Origin of the sequence: Leifsonia sp. Root227 (genome assembly GCF_001428745.1) — a bacterium.
Lineage (GTDB): Bacteria > Actinomycetota > Actinomycetes > Actinomycetales > Microbacteriaceae > Leifsonia.
In genome coordinates this window covers 561104-582745 of sequence record NZ_LMIO01000003.1, presented here as the reverse complement: position 1 = coordinate 582745, position 21642 = coordinate 561104, and the positions used below count along the sequence as shown (strand labels likewise).

General features: G+C 70.1%; 14 protein-coding genes. 7 read left to right on the top strand and 7 right to left on the bottom strand.

The genetic code is table 11. The features are described 5' to 3' along the window. Window positions 1-28: 28 nt before the first annotated feature. The gene (locus ASE16_RS12770; RefSeq protein ID WP_055895466.1) at window positions 29-2521 is read left to right on the top strand and encodes a glycosyltransferase; all 2493 of its coding nucleotides are present in this window, start codon (window positions 29-31) and stop codon (window positions 2519-2521) included. Between the two features lie 19 nt (window positions 2522-2540). Here ASE16_RS12770 and ASE16_RS12765 read toward each other — a convergent pair whose 3' ends face one another. Then, window positions 2541-4175, bottom strand: a complete 1635-nt coding sequence (locus ASE16_RS12765) for an acyl-CoA dehydrogenase family protein (RefSeq protein WP_055895465.1) — start codon at window positions 4173-4175, stop codon at window positions 2541-2543. 26 nt (window positions 4176-4201) lie between these two features. After that, window positions 4202-6010 carry an ABC-F family ATP-binding cassette domain-containing protein gene (locus ASE16_RS12760; RefSeq protein ID WP_055895463.1) on the bottom strand — a complete coding sequence of 603 codons (1809 nt, stop codon included), beginning with the start codon at window positions 6008-6010 and terminating at the stop codon, window positions 4202-4204. 145 nt (window positions 6011-6155) lie between these two features. Between ASE16_RS12760 and ASE16_RS12755 the strand changes: the two genes are divergently transcribed. Beyond that, entirely contained in the window at window positions 6156-9008 is a 2853-nt protein-coding gene (locus tag ASE16_RS12755; RefSeq protein WP_235500483.1) for a helix-turn-helix transcriptional regulator, read from the top strand. A gap of 258 nt (window positions 9009-9266) precedes the next feature. Continuing rightward, entirely contained in the window at window positions 9267-10100 is an 834-nt protein-coding gene (locus ASE16_RS12750) for an undecaprenyl-diphosphate phosphatase (protein WP_055895460.1), read from the top strand. A 59-nt stretch (window positions 10101-10159) separates the two neighbouring features. On the opposite strand, the gene ASE16_RS12745 is transcribed toward ASE16_RS12750, so the two are convergent. Genes ASE16_RS12745 through rsmI form a run of 5 tightly spaced genes read right to left on the bottom strand, consistent with a single transcriptional unit; the run spans window position 10160 to window position 15354 of the window. Next, the gene (locus ASE16_RS12745) at window positions 10160-11092 is read right to left on the bottom strand and encodes a 4-(cytidine 5'-diphospho)-2-C-methyl-D-erythritol kinase (protein ID WP_055895458.1); all 933 of its coding nucleotides are present in this window, start codon (window positions 11090-11092) and stop codon (window positions 10160-10162) included. A gap of 31 nt (window positions 11093-11123) precedes the next feature. Further along, window positions 11124-11972: a 16S rRNA (adenine(1518)-N(6)/adenine(1519)-N(6))-dimethyltransferase RsmA gene (rsmA, locus tag ASE16_RS12740; protein WP_055895456.1), complete on the bottom strand. Its 849-nt coding sequence runs from the start codon at window positions 11970-11972 to the stop codon at window positions 11124-11126. Further along, a complete protein-coding gene (locus tag ASE16_RS12735) occupies window positions 11969-12898 on the bottom strand; it encodes a TatD family hydrolase (protein ID WP_055895453.1) in 930 nt (309 codons plus the stop codon). Before ASE16_RS12735 ends, rsmA begins: the two co-directional genes overlap by 4 nt. After that, a complete protein-coding gene (metG, locus tag ASE16_RS12730; protein ID WP_055896476.1) occupies window positions 12895-14484 on the bottom strand; it encodes a methionine--tRNA ligase in 1590 nt (529 codons plus the stop codon). Before metG ends, ASE16_RS12735 begins: the two co-directional genes overlap by 4 nt. Before the next feature lie 54 nt (window positions 14485-14538). Continuing rightward, a complete protein-coding gene (gene rsmI, locus ASE16_RS12725; RefSeq protein ID WP_055895452.1) occupies window positions 14539-15354 on the bottom strand; it encodes a 16S rRNA (cytidine(1402)-2'-O)-methyltransferase in 816 nt (271 codons plus the stop codon). A gap of 44 nt (window positions 15355-15398) precedes the next feature. Between rsmI and ASE16_RS12720 the strand changes: the two genes are divergently transcribed. The 4 genes from ASE16_RS12720 to ASE16_RS12705 all read left to right on the top strand — a co-directional run bounded on the left by ASE16_RS12720 (window position 15399) and on the right by ASE16_RS12705 (window position 21616). Further along, on the top strand, window positions 15399-17012 hold the full coding sequence (locus ASE16_RS12720; protein ID WP_055895450.1) for a dolichyl-phosphate-mannose--protein mannosyltransferase: 1614 nt from the start codon (window positions 15399-15401) through the stop codon (window positions 17010-17012). Between the two features lie 79 nt (window positions 17013-17091). Beyond that, the gene (locus ASE16_RS12715) at window positions 17092-18681 is read left to right on the top strand and encodes a protease pro-enzyme activation domain-containing protein (protein WP_055895449.1); all 1590 of its coding nucleotides are present in this window, start codon (window positions 17092-17094) and stop codon (window positions 18679-18681) included. Window positions 18682-18792: 111 nt separating this feature from the next. Further along, window positions 18793-20574, top strand: a complete 1782-nt coding sequence (locus ASE16_RS12710; RefSeq protein WP_055895447.1) for a cell wall-binding repeat-containing protein — start codon at window positions 18793-18795, stop codon at window positions 20572-20574. A 25-nt stretch (window positions 20575-20599) separates the two neighbouring features. Continuing rightward, complete coding sequence (locus ASE16_RS12705) at window positions 20600-21616, top strand: YeiH family protein (protein WP_055895445.1); 1017 nt, start codon at window positions 20600-20602, stop codon at window positions 21614-21616. The last annotated feature ends 26 nt before the right edge of the window (window positions 21617-21642 follow it).

Below are 21642 nucleotides of genomic sequence, written 5' to 3'. Positions count from 1 at the left end.
TTATGCCCCTCTCATAAACTCGGGGGCGATGAGACTCTCCCGCCTGAAACGCCTGCCCTCCAGGGTCAAGCGCGCCGCCCGTTTCGAGATCCACGCGCACTGGCGCCGGCAGCCGATCGTGATCGGGTCCGTCTTCTACGAGTCCTTCTCCGGCAACGGGATGCTCGACAACCCCGAGGCCGTCTTCCGCGAGCTGCTCGCCGCCCCCGACCTCGCCCACCTCACGCACATCTGGGCACTGTCCGACCTCACCCAGTACAAGGCCGCCGTCGACGAGTTCGCCGGGAATCCGCGGGTCAGCTTCGTCAAGTACGGCTCCGCCGCTTACTACCGCGCGCTCGCCACCAGCCAGTACCTGGTCAACAACGCCACCTTTCCTCCCGACTTCGGCAAGCGCGAAGGCCAGGTGTATCTGAACACCTGGCACGGCACACCGCTCAAGCGCATGGGATACGACATCGAGGACGGTGCGCTCGCCACCGCGAACATCGTGCGCAACTTCGTGCAGGCCGACTACCTGCTCGCCGCCAACCCGTTCATGGCGGAGCAGATGTACGAGACCGGGTACAAGCTCACCGGGATCTACCGCGGGACGCTGGTGGAGGAGGGCTACCCGCGGATCGACAGGCAGTTCCTGGACGACGCTGGGCGCGCATCCACCCGCCGCCAGCTGGTCGAGGCCGGCGTGCCGCTCGGCGACAGGAAGGTCGTGCTGTTCGCCCCCACCTGGAAGGGCGCGTCGTTCGGGCGGCCCACCGACGACATCGACGAGATCCTCGAGCACATCGCCGCGATCGAGGAGCGCATCGACACGAGCAGGTACGCCGTGCTGCTGAAGACGCACCAGAGCGTGCACAAGCTCGCCAGGCACCGGCCGGAGCTGAAACGCCTGCTCGTCCCGAACGAGCTCCCCACCAACGCCGTGCTCGGCGTGACGGACGCGCTCATCACCGACTACTCGAGCATCTACTTCGACTTCCTGCAGACCGGCAGGCCGATCCTGTTCTTCACCCCGGACATCGCCGACTACGCAGGCACCCGCGGCCTCTACTTCGACCAGGACGTGTGGCCTGGCCCCGCCAGGATGTCGGCGCGCGAGATCGGCGACGACCTCGCCTCGATCGCCGGGAACGGGGATGCGGTACCGGAGGAGTGGCGTGACCGTTACCTCGCCGCGCAGCGCAGGTTCACCCCGTACGAGGACGGCCAGGCATCGAAGCGCGTCGTCGACATCGTGTTCCGCGGCGTCAGGGAGGGCTACCGGCTGCGCACGGACCTCGCCGACGACGGGCGCACCAAGCTGCTGCTGTACCTCGGCGGGATGCGCCCGAACGGCATCACCACGTCGGCCCTGAACCTGCTCAACAACCTCGACCACGACCGCTTCGACGTGTCGGCGTTCTTCGCGCAGAGCAGATCGAAGGCCACCATCGGCAAGCAGAAGCAGATCCACCCCGCCGTGCGCCAGTTCCCGCGGGTCGGCGGCATGAACGGCGCCAAGCTGCGACACCTGGCCAGGCACCTCGACTTCCGCCGCGGGCGGATCGCGGAGCACGCCAACATCCCGTCGCAGAACAGGCTGTGGAACGACGAGTGGTCGCGCTGCTTCGGTGAGAGCACCTTCGACTACGTGGTCGACTTCTCCGGCTACGGGCCGTTCTGGGCGACCCTGCTGCTGCACTCCCCCGAGGCCGAGCGCTCGATCTGGCTGCACAACGACCTGGCCTCCGATGCGCACCGCGAGGTCGGCGGCGAGAAGAAGATGCTGCACAGCCTCACCCAGCTCTTCACGCTCTACGAGCAGTACGACCACCTCGTGTCGGTGTCGCCGACGCTGTCGGACATCAACCGCGACGGGCTCGCCGAGTACGCGCGGCCGGAGAAGTTCACCTCCGCGCTCAACACGGTCGACGCCGAGCACATCCTGGAGAACGCGCAGGCCGACCTGCACGAGCTGACGTTCGACGAGGAGACGGGCACGAACCCGCCGTGGGCGAACGCGCTGCAGTCGCAGGACGACGTGACCACGTTCGTCAACGTCGGCAGGCTGTCGCCGGAGAAGAACCAGGCGCGGCTGATCCGGGCGTTCGCTGAGGTGCACGCCGCGCATCCGGCCACCCGGCTCGTCATCGTCGGCGCAGGGCCGTTGTTCGACGACCTGTCGGCGCTCATCGAGAGCCTGGGGCTCAGCGATGCGGTGTTCCTCACCGGGATGCAGCGCAATCCGCACGCGATCATGGCGGCGGCGGACTGCTTCGTGCTGTCGAGCGACTACGAGGGCCAGCCGATGGTGATCCTGGAGGCGCTCGTGCTCGGGCTGCCGATCGTCACGGTGGAGTTCGCGTCGGCCAAGAACGCGCTGCCGGCCGGCAGCGGACTGGTGGTGCCGCAGACCGACGCCGGTGTCGCGGACGGCCTCCGCGCGTTCATCGCCGGAGACGTTCCGGCGAGCGCGTTCGACTACGCGGCGTACAACCGCAAGGCCGTCTCGCAGTTCTACGCCGCGATCGGCGCCGAATAACGCACAGGCGGCGCGCGAGTCAGGCGCGGGCGACGAGCGCCGGGATCGCGGCGCGGGCCGCGGGCGGCAGCTCGCCGTAGAGCGCGCCGCGGGCGTCGCCGAGGCGCGCGTCCACGAAGGCCACGCCCACCGCATCCGGTGCGTGCCGCAGCAGCAGCGACGCCTGCAGCGCGAGCGCCAGGGACGCGACGAGCGGACGAACGGCGGCCTGCGCATCCAGAGGGTCGCTGCGCGCCAGCCCGGCGACCGTCGCGCGCACGGCGTCGTGGTGCGCGTCGAACCCCGGATGCACGCCGCGGGCGGCTGCGAGCTCCCCGTCGAACGCCTCCAGCCTCTCCGGTTCGCGCTGGAGCGCGCGCAGCACATCCAGCGCGATCACGTTGCCAGACCCCTCCCAGATGGCCATCACCGGCTGCTCCCGGTAGCGGCGCGCGAGCGGGAACGCCTCGGTGTACCCGTTGCCGCCGAGGCACTCCATCGCCTCGTACGCGTGGCCAGGGCCGCGCTTGCAGACCCAGTACTTGGTCACCGCCGTCGCGAGGCGGCGGAATGCGCGCTCGGCATCGGTGGCGTCGTCGTCGTGGGCGCGTGCGAGCCGGAGCGCGACCGCGGTCGCCGCCTCCGACTCCAGTGCGAGGTCGGCGATCACGGCGGTCATGGCGGGCTGGTCGATCAGGCGCGCGCCGAACGCCGAGCGGTGCCTGACGTGCCAGACGGCCTCTGCGACGGACTGCCGCATCCCGGCCGCGCTGCCCAGGATACAGTCCAGGCGGGTGCGGTTCACCATCTCCAGGATGGTGCGGACGCCGCGTCCCTCCTCGCCGAGCAGGTGGCCGACCGTGCCGTCGAACTCGATCTCGCTGGAGGCGTTGGAGCGGTTGCCGAGCTTGTCCTTGAGCCGCTGGATGGCGAAGACGTTGCGGCTGCCGTCGTCCAGCACCCTGGGCACGAGGAAACAGCTCAGGCCGGATGCGGTCTGCGCCAGCACGAGGAACGCATCCGACATCGGCGCTGAGCAGAACCACTTGTGGCCGGTGAGCAGGTGGCGGCCGTCGCCGTCCGGCACGGCCATCGTGGTGTTGGCGCGGACGTCGGAGCCGCCCTGCTTCTCCGTCATCGCCATCCCGAACAGGGCAGATCTCTTGCCTGCGCCGAGCGCAGGGTCGTACTCACGGCTGAGCAGGCGCGGCAGCCAGGTGGCGGCGAGGTCCGGCGACGCCGACGCCACGATGGCGGGCACGGCGGCGTGCGTCATCGACACCGGGCAGGCGTGCCCTGCCTCCCCCTGCGCGAACAGCATGAAGGCGGCGGCGCGAGCGACGTTCGCGCCCGGACACGGCTCGGCGAACGCCGAGGTGTGCGCCCCCGCCGCGACGGCCTCGCCGAGCACGCGGTGATACGACGGGTCGTACTGCACCTCGTCGATGCGGTTGCCCCAGCGGTCGAACGCGCGCAGCTCCGGTTCGTGCACGTTCGCCAGCTCGGCGTCGCGCTGGAACCGGGCGCTGCCGACGAGCCGCCCGACCGCTGCGAGATCGGCTCTCGCCCATCCGGCGTCGTGCCGGTCGACACCTTCGGCGAGCGGGATGTTCGCGGCGAACTCGTCCAGGTCGACCCGCGGAGGCGGCTGGTTGGTGACGGCGTGCGTTGCCATGCGGTGAGCATACCCGCGGGGGTCGGCTACTTCTCGAGCTGCTCCGACAGTTCCAGCCAGCGGGTCTCCAGCGTGGCGATCTCCGCCTCCAGCGCGCGCAGCTCGCCCGAGATGACGCCGATGCCCTCGTAGTCGGACTGGTCGTGCTGGGCGAGGCGCTCGTGCGTCGCCGCCACCTGGTCGGCGAGCTTGCCGAGGCGGCGGTCGATGGAGGAGACCTCCTTCTCCGCTGCGCGCAGAGCCGCTCCGGACAGCGCGGGGACAGCGGATGCGGCTGCACCGGCCGACGGCGCGCCTGCCGCAGCCGTCGCGGCCGGTCCCCCGGTCGCGAGCTGGCCCTTCCGCAGCCGCAGGTACTCGTCCACACCGCCCGGCAGGTGCCGGAGCGACGCATCCATCACCGCGTACTGCTGATCGGTGACGCGCTCGATCAGGTACCGGTCGTGCGAGACGACGATGAGCGTGCCAGGCCAGGAGTCGAGCAGATCCTCCATCGCGGCGAGCATGTCGGTGTCGAGGTCGTTGGTGGGCTCGTCGAGGATGAGCACGTTGGGCTCGTCCAGCAGGATCAGCAGGAGCTGCAGCCGGCGCTTCTGGCCGCCGGACAGGTCTTTGACGGGCGTGGACAGCTGCGCGTTGGTGAAGCCGAGACGTTCGAGCAGCTGACCGGGCGTCATCTCCTTGCCGCCTGCGACATAGGTGGTGCGCTTGCCGGCGATGACCTCGCTGACCCTGTCCTCCATCACGTCGTCCAGCTCGGAGAGCTGCTGCGTGAGCGTGGCGATCTGGACGGTCTTGCCGCGCTTGACCCTGCCGGAGGTCGGCTGCACCGTTCCGGCGATGAGGCCGAGCAGCGTGGACTTGCCTGCACCGTTCACACCGAGGATGCCCGTGCGCTCGCCGGGGGCGATGCGCCACTCGATGTCGCGCAGGACGGTCTTCGGCGGGTAGATCACGGTGGTGTCGAGGAGGTCGACCACGTCTTTGCCGAGGCGGGCGGTGGCCATCTGGCTGAGCTCGACCGCGTTGCGCACGGGTGGTTCGTCCGCGATCAGCTCGGCGGCCGCATCCATCCGGAACTTGGGCTTCGAGGTGCGGGCAGGAGCCCCGCGGCGCAGCCAGGCGAGCTCCTTGCGCATCAGGTTCTGGCGCTTGTTCTCGACCACCGCCGCCATCCGGTCGCGCTCGACGCGCTGCAGGATGTACGCGGCGTATCCGCCCTCGAACGGCTCGATCAGCCGGTCGTGCACCTCCCACGTCGCCGTGGAGACCTCGTCGAGGAACCAGCGGTCGTGGGTCACGACGACGAGGCCGCCCGAGGTGGCGGTCCAGCGGGTCTTCAAGTGCGCAGCAAGCCAGGCGACGCCCTCGATGTCGAGGTGGTTGGTCGGCTCGTCGAGGAACAGGATGTCGTGGTCGTGCACCAGCAGCGCGGCCAGCGCCACCCGACGGCGCTGCCCTCCGGAGAGCTCGGCGACGGTCGCCTCCCAGCGGATGTCGGAGACCAGCCCGGCGAGCACGTCCCTGACGCGGGCGTCCCCGGCCCAGACGTGCTCCTCCTGGTCGCCGACGATGGCCTGTCCGACCGTGAGCGTCTGGTCGAGTTCGTCGCCCTGGTCGAGCATCCCGACCGTCACGTCGCGGCGGCGGGTGACCCGTCCAGCATCCGGCTGGATGCGCCCGGCGAGCAGCGAGAGCAGGGTGGACTTGCCGTCGCCGTTGCGGCCGACGATGCCGATGCGGTCGCCCTCGTTGATGCCGATCGTGACGCTGTCGAAGATCACGCGTGTCGGGTATTCGAGGTGCAGCGACTCAGCGCCGAGGAGGTGTGCCATAAGGACTTCCAGCCTACCGGCCGGGCGTTCGCCCCCAGGACGGGTGATCCCGGTCGCTCCGCCATTGTGCGAAGATCGCTGGGACCGGTCCGCCCGTACTCACTTACCCGCACACGGCGCACGACCGGTCGGGATGGGGAACGACGTGACAGAGGACGCCTCGAGCCCGGATGCGAAGCCGCTGTTCGGTCGCGACAGGGAACGCGAGACGATGCTGCTGGTCGCCCACCGCGCGCTCGGCAAGGGCGGCGCGCTGCTGGTCACCGGCGAGGCCGGTCTCGGCAAGACGGCGCTCCTGGCCGACGTGGCGGAGCGGCTGGACGGCTGGACCGTGCTGCGGGTGCACGCAGACTCGTTCGAGTCCGACCTGAGCTACTCGACGGTGGAGACCCTGGTGCGCGGGCTCAACGCGGTCAGCGGCACGCGCATCCGGCCGCCGGAGCAGTCGGACGACCCGCTGACCGTCGGCCGCCTGCTGCTCGACGCTGTCGACGGGGTCGGGCGGCCCGTCTGCCTGATCGTCGACGACGCGCAGTGGGTGGACGAGGCGTCGGCGCGGGCGCTGCGGTTCGTGGTGCGTCGGCTGTCCGACCAGGGCTTCCTGTTCACCGCTGCATCGCGTCCACTGCCGGGCAGCGTGGTGTCGCTGTTCGAGGACGTCGCCTCCTCCACGGTCAACCACGCGCGCATCGAACTCGCACCTCTGGCCGTCGCCGACACGCAGGAGCTCGCCAGGCACATCTTGGGCCACGCCGTGTCGCGACGCACCGCCACCAGACTCACCGAGGCCACCCAGGGCTCGCCGCTGCTGCTCAGCGTGCTGCTCGGCCAGCTCCGCGAGACGTTCGCCTCTGCGCTGCACCCCGCGGGCTGGGACCTCCCCGCGGCCGCCATCACCCCGCTCTCCACGGCGGTCGCCTCGGCTCTCGAGGGCGCAGACCCGTCCGTGCGCCAGGCGGCGGAGATCATCGCTGTGCTGCGCGACCCTCTGCCGCTCCCGGTCTTCGGCACCATCGCCGCGCGCCTCGACACCCGGGTGGATGCGGCAGGCGCGGTGGCCCGCGGGCTGGTGCTGTCCTCCGAACGCGACGGCGTCGTCTGGGTCGAGCCTGCGCACGCCATCCTCGCCGATGCACTCTCCGGCGAGCTGAGCATGGAGCGCCGCGTCGCCATCCACCGGGTCGCGGCCGAGGTGCTCACCGGGCACCGCGCCCTCCGTCACAGGGTCGAGGCCGCCGACATCGCCGACCCGACCCTGGTCGCCGAACTCCTCGAAGCCAGCCGCACGGCCGCTGACCGCAACCAGGCAGACCAGGCGATGAGCTACGCCCGCTCCGCCGTCCACCTCGCCGCTCCTGGCGCCGAGCACGACCGCGCCCTGCTGGAGATCGGGCTGCTCGCGCTGCGGACCAGGATGCACGAACGCATCTTCGACCTGGCGCCCGCCATCGAGGCCATGCCGCCGTCGGAGGCGCGCGACCTGATCCTGCTCGAACTGCGGACGCTCACCGGCGACATCCCCGGTGCTCTCGCGATCGCGCTCGCGTTCGAGGCCAGCCGGGCCAGCACTCCGGACGAGCGGGCGATCCGCGCGCACGTCGCTGAGGCGATGCCGAAGGTGCTGATGGCGACCCGTGATTTCCCCGGCGTCTTCGACCACCTGGAGACCGGCCGACGCCTCATCGCGGAGGCGCCGGACGACCCGTCCGAGGTCGCGGACCCCGCACTGCGCTGGCTGGCACAGCCGCGCGACTACCTGCTGAGGCTGCTCGGCTGGGCCCTCACCGCGGCCGGGCACGTGCGTCCAGACCTGGTCGGCTCGCTTGTCGCCGAACTCGATGAGCTCCTGGTCGACGCCGCCTCCCCCTCCGCTGTCGACGCCTTCGTCTCCCGTGCCCGCGTCTTCGTGCTCGGCGGAGACGTCGGCCGCGCCCGTGACGACCTCGCCAGCGCCAACGAGCTGCTGAAACGCTTCCCGTCGAGCTGGACGGCCGGTTTCGCCCGCACGATCTACGCGCACGTCCTCTTCCTGGTCGGAGAGTGGGACGAGTCGGTCACCTTGGCCGACGCCGCCGTGGCGCTCGCCCTCGACGAGACCGACCTTTCCGGCTGGCCGATCGCGCTCTGGGCCTCCACCCTGGTGCGCGCCGGCCGCGGCGAAGCGGCGGCCGTGGACGAGCGACTCAGGTCGGCGGCGCAGGCGAAGCTCAGCATCGCGGGCTCGTACGACAGCGACCTGCCGTTCATCGCCCGGGCCGAACTCGCCCGTGCCCTCGGCGACCGGGAGGCGCAGCTCGCCGTCACCGAAGAGGCGGAGGCGGTGGCGAACCGCGCATCCACGCTCGGCTGGCTCACCTACCGGGTGGATGCGCTGGCGGCACTCGGCCGAGCTGAGGAGGCACGCGCCGCGCTCGCGCGCTGCCAGGCGCCGGGGATGTGGCGGCCGTACTACGGGTCGCTCGGCTGGCTGGAAGGCCGTGTGCTGGAGGCAGAGGGCAAGCAGCAGGAGGCCCTGGAGGCTCACCTCGCGTCGCTCGACGATCCGTCGGCCGCGCGCTTCCCGTTCCCGCAGGCGATCGCGGCGGCGGAGGCCGGGCGGCTGCTCGCCGCACTCGGCACGGACCAGCCGCGCGCGACGGCGCTGCTCGAACACGCTGCGGAAACGTTCAGGCGGGTCGGCGCGTCCGGATACCTGGCGCGCTGCGCCAGGCAGCTGGAAGAGCTGACGGCCGGCGGGGGCGCTGCGGACGACACCTCCTCCGACCCGTTCGCGCCATTGACCACCAGGGAGCGGCAGGTCGCGTACGCGCTCGCGGCAGGCATGACGAACAAGGAGATCGCGGAGCGGCTGTACGTGTCGGTGACCACAGTCAACTTCCACGTCCGGAACATCCTCGCGAAACTGGAACTGTCCTCGCGGCGAGACCTCAGAAAGCTCAGTCTCGCGTCCAGGAGCGTGCGCGCGAACCACTCGCGGCACCGCCCCGTCAGCACGTGACCCGTCAATACTTGACGGTTTTCCCTTCACGGTTATGAGCCGGCCTGACGGCCTCGGTATTTTGGGATCACACCCCGGGATGCCCGACCGCATGGGGCGCTTGGATACGATCCAGCAACGAATCGTCTCAACACCCGACTTGCGCCTGTGTCATGGGCATCCTGGGGTAGAAATGCCTTCGGTTCGCGCGATTCTCAGAGACTTCTTGCCGACATACCGACATGCTGGGATCCGCATCCTGAATCGAGAGGCGGTCGGATGAACCTGCTGCAAGCGCTGATCCTCGGCATCGTCGAAGGCATCACCGAGTTCCTTCCCGTGTCGAGCACGGGCCACCTGACCATCGTCGAGAAGCTTCTCGGACTGAAGATCGACGACCAGGGTGTGACAGCTTTCACCGCGATCATCCAGGTCGGCGCCATCCTGGCAGCGATCATCTACTTCTGGAAAGACATCGTGCGCATCGTGGTCGCCTGGGCGCGCGGCCTGTTCAACCGGGATGCGCGGGGCCACGACTACCGGATGGGCTGGTACGTGATCATCGGCTCCATCCCCATCGCGATCGTCGGCCTGGTCGCCAAAGACCTCATCTCCGGCGGCCTGCGCAACCTGTGGGTGGTGGTCGCTGCGCTGATCCTGTGGAGCATCGTGATGTGGGCCGCTGAGCGGGTCGGACGCCAGAACCGCGGCGAAGAGTCCACCAACGTCATGGATGCGGTCGCTATCGGCGTCTTCCAGGTGATCGCCCTCATCCCCGGCGTCTCCCGCTCCGGCGCGACCATCAGCGCCGGCCTGTTCCGCGGCCTCGACCGGGTGGCGGCCACGCGCCTGTCGTTCTTCCTCGCCATCCCTGCGCTGGTCGCGGCCGGCGGCTATGAGGGCATCACTCAGGCGAGCGCGATCAGCTCCAGCGTCGGCTGGCTCCCGACCATCGTCGCCACCATCGTGAGCCTCATCGTCGCCTACGTGAGCATCGCCTGGCTGCTGCGGCTGGTGACGAAGCACCCGATCACCGTGTTCATCTGGTACCGCGTCGGGCTCGCGGTGCTGGTGGCCGTGCTGCTGCTGACCGGCGTGATCACAGCGACATGATCGTCGGCTGACGTAATCGTGGGCTCAGACGTGATCGTTGGCTCAGACGCGCACGTCGGCTAGTCCGGCAGAATCCGTGCCCCGTGCACCGGGCCCGTCGCCCGCACCGCCGTGAGCCGCGCCGCACTGAGCGCGATCTGCAGGTCCAGCGCGCTGTCCAGGTCCGCCGTCAGGAACGCGACGGTCGGCCCGGAGCCGGAGACGATCCCCGCCAGTGCGCCGTTCATCTCGCCGAGCTCCAGCACGGCGCCGATCTCGGGCGCCAGGTGGATGGCCGGGGCCTGCAGGTCGTTGGTCAGCGACTCGGCGAGCATCGCGGGGTCCCCCGCCCGCAGCGCCTGCAGCACGGCGGTGTCGACCGTCGGCGTGAACTGCGCGGGCGCGATGTCGCGGGAGTGGCGCTCGCGGTGCCTGTCGAGCTCGCTGTAGACGGCCGGGGTGCTCAGCTGACTGTCCGGCAGAGCGAGCACCCAGTGGAACTGGCCGGTGGCGAGCGCCGGGCTCAGCCGGTCGCCTCTGCCGGTGCCGATCGCCGTTCCGCCGACCAGGGCGAACGGCACGTCGGCGCCGAGCCTGGCGGCGATGGAGTGCAGATCCTCCTTGCTCGCCTCCGTGCCCCACAGGGCGTCGCAGGCCACGAGCGTCGCCGCTGCGTCTGCCGAACCACCGCCCATCCCGCCCGCGATCGGGACGTGCTTGTCGATCTCGAGCCGCACGCCCCCGGAGTATCCGGTCTTCCTCGCCAGCAGCTTCGCCGCTTTGATGGCCAGATTGGTGCTGTCCGTCGGCAGTCCGGAGGTGTCGATCGAGCCGCCGAAGCTGACAGAGAACTCGTCGTCGGGATACGCGCGCACATCCTCGTAGAGAGAGACGGCCTGGTATGCCGTCGCGACGTCGTGGTACCCGTCGTCCATCACCGCCCCGACGCGCATGAACACGTTGATCTTGCCGGGGGCTCGCACGTGAACTGCGTCAATGGCCGGAGTGGTCATACTCCCAACCTACAGGCGGATGAGCCAGGCGCTAGACCCTCGCCGTGGCGAGCCTGACGAAGTCGGCGATGCCGAGCTGTTCGCCCCGCAGCGTCGGTGCCAGCCCGGCCGTCTCCAGCGCGGCGGATGCGGTGGCCGAGTCGCCGTAGACCGGCGCGAGCGCCTGCCGCAGCATCTTCCTGCGCTGCTGGAACGCCGCATCCACCAGCTCGAAGGTGCGGGCGCGCAGCGTCTCGTCTCCTGGCTCCTCCGCGTGGCGCTCGAAGGCGACGAGCACGGAGTCGACGTTCGGCACCGGCCAGAACACCTGGCGGCTGACGGTGCCCGCCGTGCGCCAGCTGCCGTACCAGGCGGCCTTCACGCTGGGGGCGCCGTAGACCTTCGATCCGGGTTCCGCCGCGACGCGGAAGCCGACCTCGGCCTGCACCATCACCACGCCGCTCCTGATGCCGGGGAAGTGCTCGAGGAAATGCAGCAGCACGGGCACGGAGACGTTGTACGGCAGGTTGGCGACGAGCCTGGTCGGCGACTGCGGCAGCTCGGTGACGTGCAGCGCATCCTTGTGCACGACGGTGAGCCGGTCCGCGACCTGCTCCGCCATCGTGCGGACGGTGGTCGGGAGTTGCTCGGCGAGTCTGCCGTCGATCTCCACGGCCACGACGGATGCGTCCGCCTCCAGCAGCCCGAGGGTCAGCGAGCCGAGCCCGGGCCCGACCTCGACCACCACATCCCCTGGCTGCACCTTCGCGACGCGCACGATGCGGCGGACGGTGTTGCCGTCGATGACGAAGTTCTGGCCGAGCTTCTTCGTCGGCGTGACGTCGAGCAGGTCGGCCAGGTCGCGGATCTCGGCCGGACCGAGGAGGCGAAGGGCGGTCACGCGATGATCCCGATGGGCGTCGTCGGCGGCGACGCGACCGGCTCGGCGTCCCAGCGGCCGTAGACCAGCTCGGTGTTCGAGCAGATCTGCGCTGCCAGGGTGGAGGCGTCCGTGCCGATCGTCTCCGCCATCGCGCGCAGCGTGTACGGGATGAGGTACGGCGCGTTCGGCCTTCCGCGGAACGGGGTCGGGGTGAGGAACGGCGCGTCCGTCTCGACCATGATCAGCGAGCGCGGAGCGACCCGCAGGGCGTCGCGAAGGTTCTCGGCGTTCTTGAACGTGACGTTGCCCGCGAACGACATGTACCAGCCGTTGTCCGCGCAGAGCTGCGCGAACTCGGCGTCGCCGGAGAAGCAGTGGAACACGGTGCGCTCCGGGGCGCCGACGCGTTTGAGGGTCGCGATGACGTCGGCGTGCGCATCCCTGTCGTGGATCTGCATGGCGATGTCGTTCTGCTTGGCGATCTCGATGTGCGCCTCGAAGGAGCGGAACTGCGCGTCACGGCGCGGCCCGGCCTCGGTGCGGTAGAAGTCCAGGCCCGTCTCGCCGACGGCGCGCACCCGGGGTCGGGCGGCGAGCTCGGCGATCACCGCGAGCGCGTCGTCGAGTTCACCGCGCTCCGCGTAGTCCGGCGCGTCGTTCGGGTGCAGGGCGACGGCGGCGAGCATCCGGGGCTCGATGGCGGCCATGTCGGCCGACCAGCGCGAGGTCTCCACGTCGTTGCCGACCTGGACGACGCCGCGGACGCCGACGCTGGATGCGCGGTCGAGCTGCTCCCGGTAGTCCATCGGCTCGTCGCCGTCCGCGATCTCCAGGTGGGTGTGGTTGTCGTAGACGGGGACGACAAGCGCCTCCGGAAGCGGCGGGTACTCCAGGTCACGCCCGTCGGTGACGTGACGCTGCCGGATGAACGCCGGGTCGGTCATGCGCCAGGCACCGCGTCCGCGTCGATCCGGGGGAACAGCGCCTCGAGACCGTTGACGGTGGTGCCGGCGGGAAGCTGGCCCCACTCGCCCGCCGTGCGCAGCGGCTGCTCGTCGAGTCCGCCGAGCTCGTCCTCCGCGCCGAGCGCCACCCACAGCTTGAGGGTGGCCTTCGGGATGACGGGAGACAGCAGCACGGCGAGCGCGCGCAGTCCCTCCGCGGCGGTGTAGAGCACGGTGGCGAGGCGCTCGCGCTGCGTCTCGTCCTTGGCGAGCGACCACGGCTCCTGGGCGGTGATGTACCCGTTGAGCTCGTCGACGATCGTCCAGACGGCGGTGAGCGCGTCGTGGATCGCCAGCTTCTCGATGGCGGCGTCAGCGGCAGAGGCGGCGTCGGCGACCGTCTTCTGCACGGCGAAGTCGGCGTCCTCGTAGCGGCCGGCGGGCGGCACGACGCCCTCGAAGTAGCGCGAGACCATCGCGACGACCCTGGACGCGAGGTTCCCGAACCCGTTGGCGAGCTCGGCCTGATAGCGGGCGGACAGGTCTTCCCAGCTGAACGAGCCGTCCTGGCCGAAGCTGATGGCGCGCATGAAGTAGTAGCGGAACGCATCCGACCCGAACGTGTCGGTGATCTGGGTGGGCGCGATGCCGGTCAGCTTGGACTTGGACATCTTCTCGCCGCCGACCAGCAGCCACCCGTGGCCGTACACCTGGTGCGGAACGTCGAGTCCCGCAGCGAGGAGCATGGCCGGCCAGATCACCGCGTGGAAGCGCAGGATGTCTTTGCCGACGATGTGCGTCGCCGGCCAGCGCCTGGCGAAGTTCTCGTCGTCCTGGCCGTAGCCGACGGCGGTGGCGTAGTTGAGGAGGGCGTCGAACCACACGTAGACCACGTGCGACTCGTCCCACGGCACCTTGATGCCCCAGTCGAAGCTCGACCGTGAGATCGACAGGTCGCTGAGTCCTTGGCGCACGAACGAGACGACCTCGTTGCGGGCGGACTCCGGCTGCACGAACTCCGGGCGCTCCTCGTAGAGCGCGAGGAGCTGGTCGGCGAACTGGCTCATCCGGAAGAAGTAGTTCTTCTCCTGCAGCAGCTCCAGCGGCTTCGAGTGGATGGCGCAGACCTTCTGGCCCTCGTACTCCCCCGTGCCGTCGACGATCTCGCTCTGCGGCTTGAACTCCTCGCAGCCCACGCAGTACAGCGCCTCGTACTCCCCGGCGTAGATGAAGCCGTCGTCGTAGAGCTTCTGCAGGAACTTCTGCACGTTCTTCTCGTGCCGCTCGTCCGTGGTGCGGATGAAGTCGTCGTTCGCGATGTCGATCGTCTTCAGCAGCGGAAGCCACTCGTTCGTCACGAGACGGTCGGCCCACTCCTGCGGGGTGGTGCCGTTGGCGGTCGCGGTGCGCAGGATCTTCTGGCCGTGCTCGTCCGTGCCGGTCAGCAGCCAGGTGTCGTCACCGGCCTGCCTGTGCCAGCGCGCGAGGACGTCAGCGGCGACCTCCGTGTATGCGTGCCCGATGTGCGGGACATCATTCACGTAGAAGATCGGCGTGGTGATGTAGAACGAAGAGCCGTCGGACATGGTGACCATCCTACGGGCGCGCGGGGGCGCATCCTGGCGTATTACCGGCTGGGGTCACTTCCGGTCGAGTGCCCCCTGGTAGAGGTCGCGTTTGCCGAGCCCCGTCGCTTCTGCGACCTCGCCTGCCGCGTCTTTGAGCCGCACACCGCCTGCGACCAGCGCGAGCACCTGTGTTACGCCGGTCTCCAGATCGACCGTCCGCGCCTCCGCTCCGGCGACGACGACCGCGATCTCGCCGCGCACACCCTCCGCAGCCCAGGCCGCGAGCTCTGCCGCTGTGCCGCGCTTGACCTCCTCGAACAGCTTCGTCAGCTCCCGGCACACCACCACGCGCCTGTCGTCGCCGAGCACCGTCGCGAGGTCGGCGATGGACGCTGCGAGCCGGTTGGGCGACTCGAAGAACACCATCGTGCGCGGCTCGGAGGCGAGCGCGCGGAACGTGCTCAGCCGCTCCCCCTGCTTGCGCGGCAGGAAGCCCTCGAAGGTGAACCGGTCGGTGGGAAGCCCAGACACGGCGAGCGCCGTCACCACCGCGCTCGGGCCGGGGATGACCGTGACGCCGACGCCGGCGGCCGCCGCGGCCTCGACGAGGTGGAAGCCGGGGTCGGAGACGGTCGGCATCCCCGCATCCGACAGCACCACGACATCCTGTTCGCGCGCCAGCTCCACCAGTTCGGCAGACCTGTCGCGCTCGTTGTGGTCGTGCAGCGCGATCAGGCGAGGACGGTTCTCGATGCCGAGCCCCGCGAGCAGTCGCTGGGTCACCCTGGTGTCCTCCGCCGCGACCACGGCAGCCGAGCCCAGCACCTCGATCAGGCGCAGAGACGCGTCTTTGAGGTTGCCGATGGGAGTGGCCGCGAGGATGATCATGCTCCGAGTCTGTCACCCATAGACGCACCCTCTAGCATGATCTGGTGACTTCGACACCCGCCATCGGCAGCCCGATCGCGCCCCTCCCGGTGGAGCAGACGGGAACCAGGCTCGACGACTGGTGGGCACGGATGCTCCGCACCCCGCTGCGGATGAAGCTCTGGTATTGGGGCGCTCCCGTCGCCGTCACGCTGCTCGCCGCCGTGCTGCGGCTCTGGAACCTGGGGTTCCCGCACGCGCTGGTCTTCGACGAGACCTTCTATGTGAAGGACGCGTACTCGCTGATGCACCTCGGCTACGAGGGCAGCTGGCCGGACAAGGCAGATCAGCAGTTCAACGCGGGCAACACGGACATCTTCACGTCCGATCCGTCGTTCGTCGCGCATCCACCGCTCGGCAAGTGGATGATCGCGCTCGGCCTCGCGGCGTTCGGCGCAGGCGACTCCTTCGGCTGGCGGATCTCGACCGCCGTCGTCGGCATCCTGGCCGTGCTGGTCGTCTTCCTGATCGCGCGGAAGCTGTTCGGGTCGACCATCCTCGCCACCGTCGCCGGGTTCCTGCTGGCGATCGACGGCCACGCGATCGTGATGAGCAGGGTCGCCCTGCTCGACAACTCGGTGATGTTCCTCGCCCTGCTGGCGTTCTGGTGCATCCTGCTCGACAGACAGTGGCACGCCACCCGGCTGGCGGAGAAGGTGCACGCGGCGTGGGCTGCCGGGCGCGACCCCGCCTGGGGACCCGTGCTGTGGTGGCGACCGTGGCTGCTCGCCGCCGGCGTGCTCGCCGGGCTGTGCGCAGGGGTGAAGTGGAGCGGCTTCTACTTCCTGGCGTTCTTCGCCGTGTACACCGTGGTGGTCGACATCGTCGCCAGGCGCCGCGTCGGGCTGCCATTCTTCATCAGCGGGGCCATCCTCAAGCAGGCACCGGCCACATTCGTCCTCATGGTGCCGATCGCGCTGGTCAGCTACGTCGCCACCTGGACCGGCTGGCTCGTCACCAGCGGCGGCTACTACCGGCACTGGGCGGAGTCGACGCACATGCAGTGGACGGGCGGGCTGTCCTGGGTGCCGCTCTGGCTGCAGAACCTCTGGCACTACCAGACCGAGATGTACGGCTACAGCATCAACCTGCACGTCTCGCACCCGTACCAGGCCAACCCGCTGACCTGGCTGTTCATGATCCGGCCGACCAGCATGTACTACGTCGGCTCGAACCTCGGCGAGAACGGATGCACGGCGAACGCGTGCTCGTCCGCGATCACCTCCCTGGGCAACCCGCTGATCTGGTGGGCGGCGGGAGCGGCGGCGTTCTACCTGGTCTACCGGGTGATCCGCTACCGCGAGTGGCAGGTGGGACTCATCCTCACCGGCCTCGCCGCCGGGTACCTGCCGTGGCTGCTCTACATCAACCGCACGATCTTCGAGTTCTACGCGATCGCGTTCGAGCCGTACCTGATCCTCGGGCTGACCGCGGTCATCGGGATCGTGCTCGGGAGGCGGAGCGATCCGTCGCACCGGCGCAAGCGCGGAATCATCTGGGTCGGTCTGTTCCTCGTGGTCGCGTCGGCGGTGAGCGTGTTCTTCTGGCCGATCTGGACCGCGCAGCAGATCCCGTTCTGGTACTGGCAGATCCACATGTGGCTGCCCAGCTGGGTCTGACCTGACCGCTGACCGGCCTCTCTGAGTTCTCAGGATCGCGGGCCTGTCCGCGGTCGGTGGCCGGTGGTAGACCGTGGGTATGGATGCCAACCAGCCGATCGACCTCGTCCCCCTCCCCGGCAGCGAACGGCCGGAGGCCCCCGGCGTCACCGCCCACGCCGCCATCGACCCTGCAGCAACGGTCGAGGCGACGCTCGTGCTGCGGCGGCAGACCGAGCTGCCGGACGACGCCCTGACCACACCGGTCAGCCGCGCAGACTTCGCGAAGACGTACGGCGCATCCACTGCCGACGTGGACCTGGTCACGTCGACGCTGAAGGGGCTCGGCCTCACCGTGCTCGACGCGAACGCCGCGGAGCGCAGGGTGCGCGTCTCCGGACCATCCGCGCTGGTGGGCAGGGTGTTCGGCACCGACCTCGACCAGGCGACGGCACGGGATGCTGCCGACCGCGAGTTCACGCACCGCAGTCGCACGGGTGGGCTGAGCATCCCCGCGGCGCTCGACGGCGTGGTGACCGCTGTGCTCGGACTCGACGACCGGCCGCAGGCCCGTGCACTGTTCCGGGTGGCGCGCCCGAGGGCGGTGAGCACCAGCTACACGCCGCTGGAGCTCGGCGCGATCTACCGCTTCCCGGCCGGCACGGACGGCAGCGGGCAGACCATCGCGATCATCGAGCTCGGCGGAGGCTACGAGCAGAGCGACCTCGACACCTACTTCAGCGGGCTCGGGATCACCGGTCCGACCGTCACGGCGGTCGGTGTCGACGGTGCGGCCAACCAGCCGGGGGCGGACCCCAACGGGGCTGACGGCGAGGTGATGCTCGACATCGAGGTGGCGGGCGCACTCGCGCCCGCCGCGCACATCGTCGTGTACTTCGCGCCCAACACCGACGCCGGCTTCGTGGATGCGGTCACCACCGCCGCCCACGCCGACCCGACCCCCGCGGCGATCAGCATCAGCTGGGGCCAGTCGGAGGACGCCTGGACGGCGCAGGCGCGCACCGCATTCGACCAGGCGCTCGTCGACGCCGCAGCGCTCGGCGTGACGGTCACGGCCGCCGCGGGTGACGATGGCAGCAGCGACAGGGTGACGGACGGCAAGGCGCACGTCGATTTCCCCGCGTCGTCTCCGCACGCCCTGGCCTGCGGGGGCACACGGCTCAGCGCGGACGCATCCACCGGGGTCGTGCAGTCGGAGACGGTGTGGAACAACGGCACGGGCGGTGGAGCGACCGGCGGCGGCGTGAGTGCGGCCTTCGCGCAGCCGACCTGGCAGAAGAACGTCGGCGTCCCGCTCGGCGCAGGCGGCGTGGATGCGGGTGGCAGCGCCAACGGCCCGAGCGGCCGCGGCGTGCCGGACGTCTCGGCGGTCGCCGACCCGCAGACCGGCTACCGCGTGCTCGTCGACGGAAAGGAGCTGGTGATCGGGGGCACGAGCGCTGTCGCGCCGCTCTGGGCTGCCCTGGTGGCGCGCATCGTGCAGTCGACGGGAAAACCCCTGGGGCTCGCGCAGCCTGCGCTGTACGACTCGGTGACGAAGGGGCAGGTCGCCGCGGGATTCAGGGACATCACGAGTGGTGACAACGGCGCGTTCGCGGCGACGGCGGGATGGGACGCGTGCACGGGTCTCGGCGTGCCGGACGGGACGGCGCTGCTCGCGGCGCTGTGACGTGGCGCGCGTGACGGGCGGCGCTGTGACAGGGTGCGCCTGACGGGGCGCGCGCAAGACACCCCTAATGGGACATAGGCGAACTGACCGACCGGACAGTACGCTCTGCCCGTGACCCGAAACCAGCGCCCCAGGCGCGCACTCAGAACCCTCTTCGTCGGCGGTGTGGCGGCAGCGCTCACCGTCGCCGGACTCGCCCTCGTCCCGACCGCCGCGACGGCGGCCTCCGGCTACACCGTCAGCGGGACGGTGAACTACGACGTCGCGGGCGGGGGAACGACCACGGCGGAATCGTCGTCCGTTCTCCTCCTGCCCTTGACCGGCAGCACTCCGCGTCAGTCACTGCTGGCGAACGCCACGAACGGAACGTGGAGCGTGTCCGGTGTGACGCCCGGCCGCTATCGCGTCCAGTTCCGGGCGACGCAGGACGGAAAGAACGCAGGAACCTGGGTCGGCGGCACGTTCGAGGACGATGCGCAGGTCGTCACCGTGACGAACGCCAACGTCTCCGGACTCACCGCGACACAGCCCGTCGCCGGCTCGATCAGCGGAACGGTCGCGGGCACGACGGGCCTGGCGAACGGGTTCCGCGCCTATCGCCTCAACCCGACGACCGGGCTCTTCGAGCAGTTCAACGAGGTTGCGCCGACGATCACGCCGAGCGGCGCATACACGCTCGGCGGGCTCGCAGCAGGGGAATACGTCGTGCGCTTCGCCGACTCGACCGCCGCCACCCCCGCATACGCGACCAGCTACTACGACGACTCCGACACGCTCTGGGACTCCAAGCCGATCACGGTCGCCGCCGGCCAGCAGATCACCGGCATCGACGGCAGCGTCGGCAGCTGGTCCTGGTACGGCGGACGCATCGCCGGCGCAGACCGCTTCGACACCTCGGTGCAGGTCGCTCTCGGCTCGTACGGCCCCGGCCAGGCGAAGGTCGTGTACGTCGCGAACGGCGTGAACTTCCCCGACGCGCTCGGAGCGAGCGCCGCGGCCGCCCGCGCGGGCGGCCCACTGCTGATGACCAGGCAGGACTTCGTGCCGGCCAGCGTCATCAACGCCATCAAGACCCTGGCACCGCCGAAGATCGTGGTCGTCGGCGGACTCGCCGCGGTCGGAGCCTCCGCGTTCGCGCAGCTCCAGAAGCTCGCGCCCAGCGTCACCAGGGTCTCCGGAGACGATCGCTTCGCCACCTCACGAGCGGTCGCGACCGCGGCCTTCCCCGCTGGTCGCGTGACCAGCGTCTTCATCGCGACAGGCAACGCGTTCCCTGACGCGCTCGTGGCCGGTTCGGCCGCCGGATACCAGAACAGCCCGCTCGTGCTGGTGAACGGCTGGTCGGGATCGCTCGATGCGGCGACCAAGCAGCTCATCACGACGCTCGCACCGGAGCGCATCTACATCGCCGGCGGTGTGAACACGGTGTCGACCGGCATCCAGCGCGACCTCGAGAAGCTCGGCGTCCCGACCGTCCTCCGCCTCGCAGGAGGCGACAGGTTCGGAACGGCCCAGGCCGTGAACAAGGAGATCTTCCCGTTCGCGGACACCGCGTTCGTCGCGAGCGCGCTCGGCTTCCCCGACGCGCTGTCGATCTCCGCCATCGCCGGTGTCAGCGGAGCGCCGCTGCTGCTCGCGGTTCCCGAGTGCATCCCGTACGGCGAGGTCACCGACTCGACCATCCAGGGCGTCTCCACATACTGGGCGGTCGGCGGAAAGAGCGTCCTGAGCCTCGACATCGAGCACCAGATCACCTACTGCGCGCCTGGACTGTACGGTTCCAGCGCCGACCTCGGCTCTGCGGCGGCGCAGACGCCGAAGGACGTGAAGCAGATCACGCTCGACCCGGCGAAGCTGAACGCCGCGATCTCGGCAGGGCGGACGAAGCCGTAGCCCGAGTTCGGCCACAATAGGAGGAATGCAGAGTCCGACGGCCGCCACCCGCACCCCACCTCGGTGGATTCCCGGAGTGGCGGCCGCCGCACTTGCGGCGCTCGTCGCCTGGGGCATCCACTGGCTGGTGCCCGCCGTGCCGCTGCTGACCGCCGCGGTCGTGCTCGGGATCGTCGTCGGTCAACTGCCGTTCGCGCGGCCCGCCGTGACGGGCGCGCTGGCGCCGGGGCTGTCGGTGTCCGCCAAGCGGTTCATGCGCCTCGGCGTCGTGCTGCTCGGCCTCAAACTGAGCCTCGGCGACATCGCCGACCTGGGCTGGCTGACCATCCTGACCACGGTCGGCATCGTGCTCGTCACCTTCGTCGGAACGATGTGGCTGGGGCGGCTGTTCCGGCTGCCTGGTCACCAGCCGCTGCTGATCGCGACGGGGTTCTCGATCTGCGGCGCTTCTGCGATCGGCGCGATGAGCGGCGTCGTCAAGTCGAAGGACGAGGAGACGGCGACGCCGGTCGCGCTGGTGACCCTGTGCGGAACGCTCGCGATCTTCGTGCTGCCCGTGCTGTGGCATCCACTTGGCCTGAGCTCGCTGCAGTTCGGGCACTGGGTCGGCGCCGGCGTGCACGACGTCGGGCAGGTCGTCGCGACCGCCCAGCTCGCCGGTCCGGCCGCCCTGGCGGTCGCCGTCGTGGTGAAGCTGACGCGCGTGCTGATGCTCGCCCCGATGGTCGCCGTGGCCTCTGTCGTCGAGCGGCGCCGTCACGTCGAGGGCGACCCTGCTGCCAAGCGCCCACCGATCGTGCCGCTGTTCGTCGCCGGGTTCATCGCCGCGGTGCTGGTGGCGTCGTTCATCCCGCTGCCGGATGCGGTCCTGTCCGGGGCGGACACCCTCCAGACCGTGCTGCTCGCGATGGCGCTGTTCGGCCTCGGCACCGCCGTTCGCCTCCGCACCCTCCTCGGCACCGGCTGGCGGGCGCTCGCGGTCGGGCTGCTCTCCTGGGTCATCATCGCGGGCCTCGCCCTCGCCGCGGTTCACCTGTCCTGACCGCCCGGCACCCGCCCCGCCCTGCC

What these genes read in the sequence shown, in the direction of transcription:
- ASE16_RS12765 (WP_055895465.1), bottom strand. Translation starts at nt 4,175, where the DNA reads ATGGCAACGCACGCCGTCACCAACCAGCCGCCTCCGCGGGTCGACCTG.
- ASE16_RS12770 (WP_055895466.1), top strand. Translation starts at nt 29, where the DNA reads ATGAGACTCTCCCGCCTGAAACGCCTGCCCTCCAGGGTCAAGCGCGCC.
- ASE16_RS12745 (WP_055895458.1), bottom strand. Translation starts at nt 11,092, where the DNA reads ATGACCACTCCGGCCATTGACGCAGTTCACGTGCGAGCCCCCGGCAAG.
- rsmI (WP_055895452.1), bottom strand. Translation starts at nt 15,354, where the DNA reads ATGATCATCCTCGCGGCCACTCCCATCGGCAACCTCAAAGACGCGTCT.
- ASE16_RS12735 (WP_055895453.1), bottom strand. Translation starts at nt 12,898, where the DNA reads ATGACCGACCCGGCGTTCATCCGGCAGCGTCACGTCACCGACGGGCGT.
- ASE16_RS12750 (WP_055895460.1), top strand. Translation starts at nt 9,267, where the DNA reads ATGAACCTGCTGCAAGCGCTGATCCTCGGCATCGTCGAAGGCATCACC.
- metG (WP_055896476.1), bottom strand. Translation starts at nt 14,484, where the DNA reads ATGTCCGACGGCTCTTCGTTCTACATCACCACGCCGATCTTCTACGTG.
- ASE16_RS12705 (WP_055895445.1), top strand. Translation starts at nt 20,600, where the DNA reads ATGCAGAGTCCGACGGCCGCCACCCGCACCCCACCTCGGTGGATTCCC.
- ASE16_RS12760 (WP_055895463.1), bottom strand. Translation starts at nt 6,010, where the DNA reads ATGGCACACCTCCTCGGCGCTGAGTCGCTGCACCTCGAATACCCGACA.
- ASE16_RS12715 (WP_055895449.1), top strand. Translation starts at nt 17,092, where the DNA reads ATGGATGCCAACCAGCCGATCGACCTCGTCCCCCTCCCCGGCAGCGAA.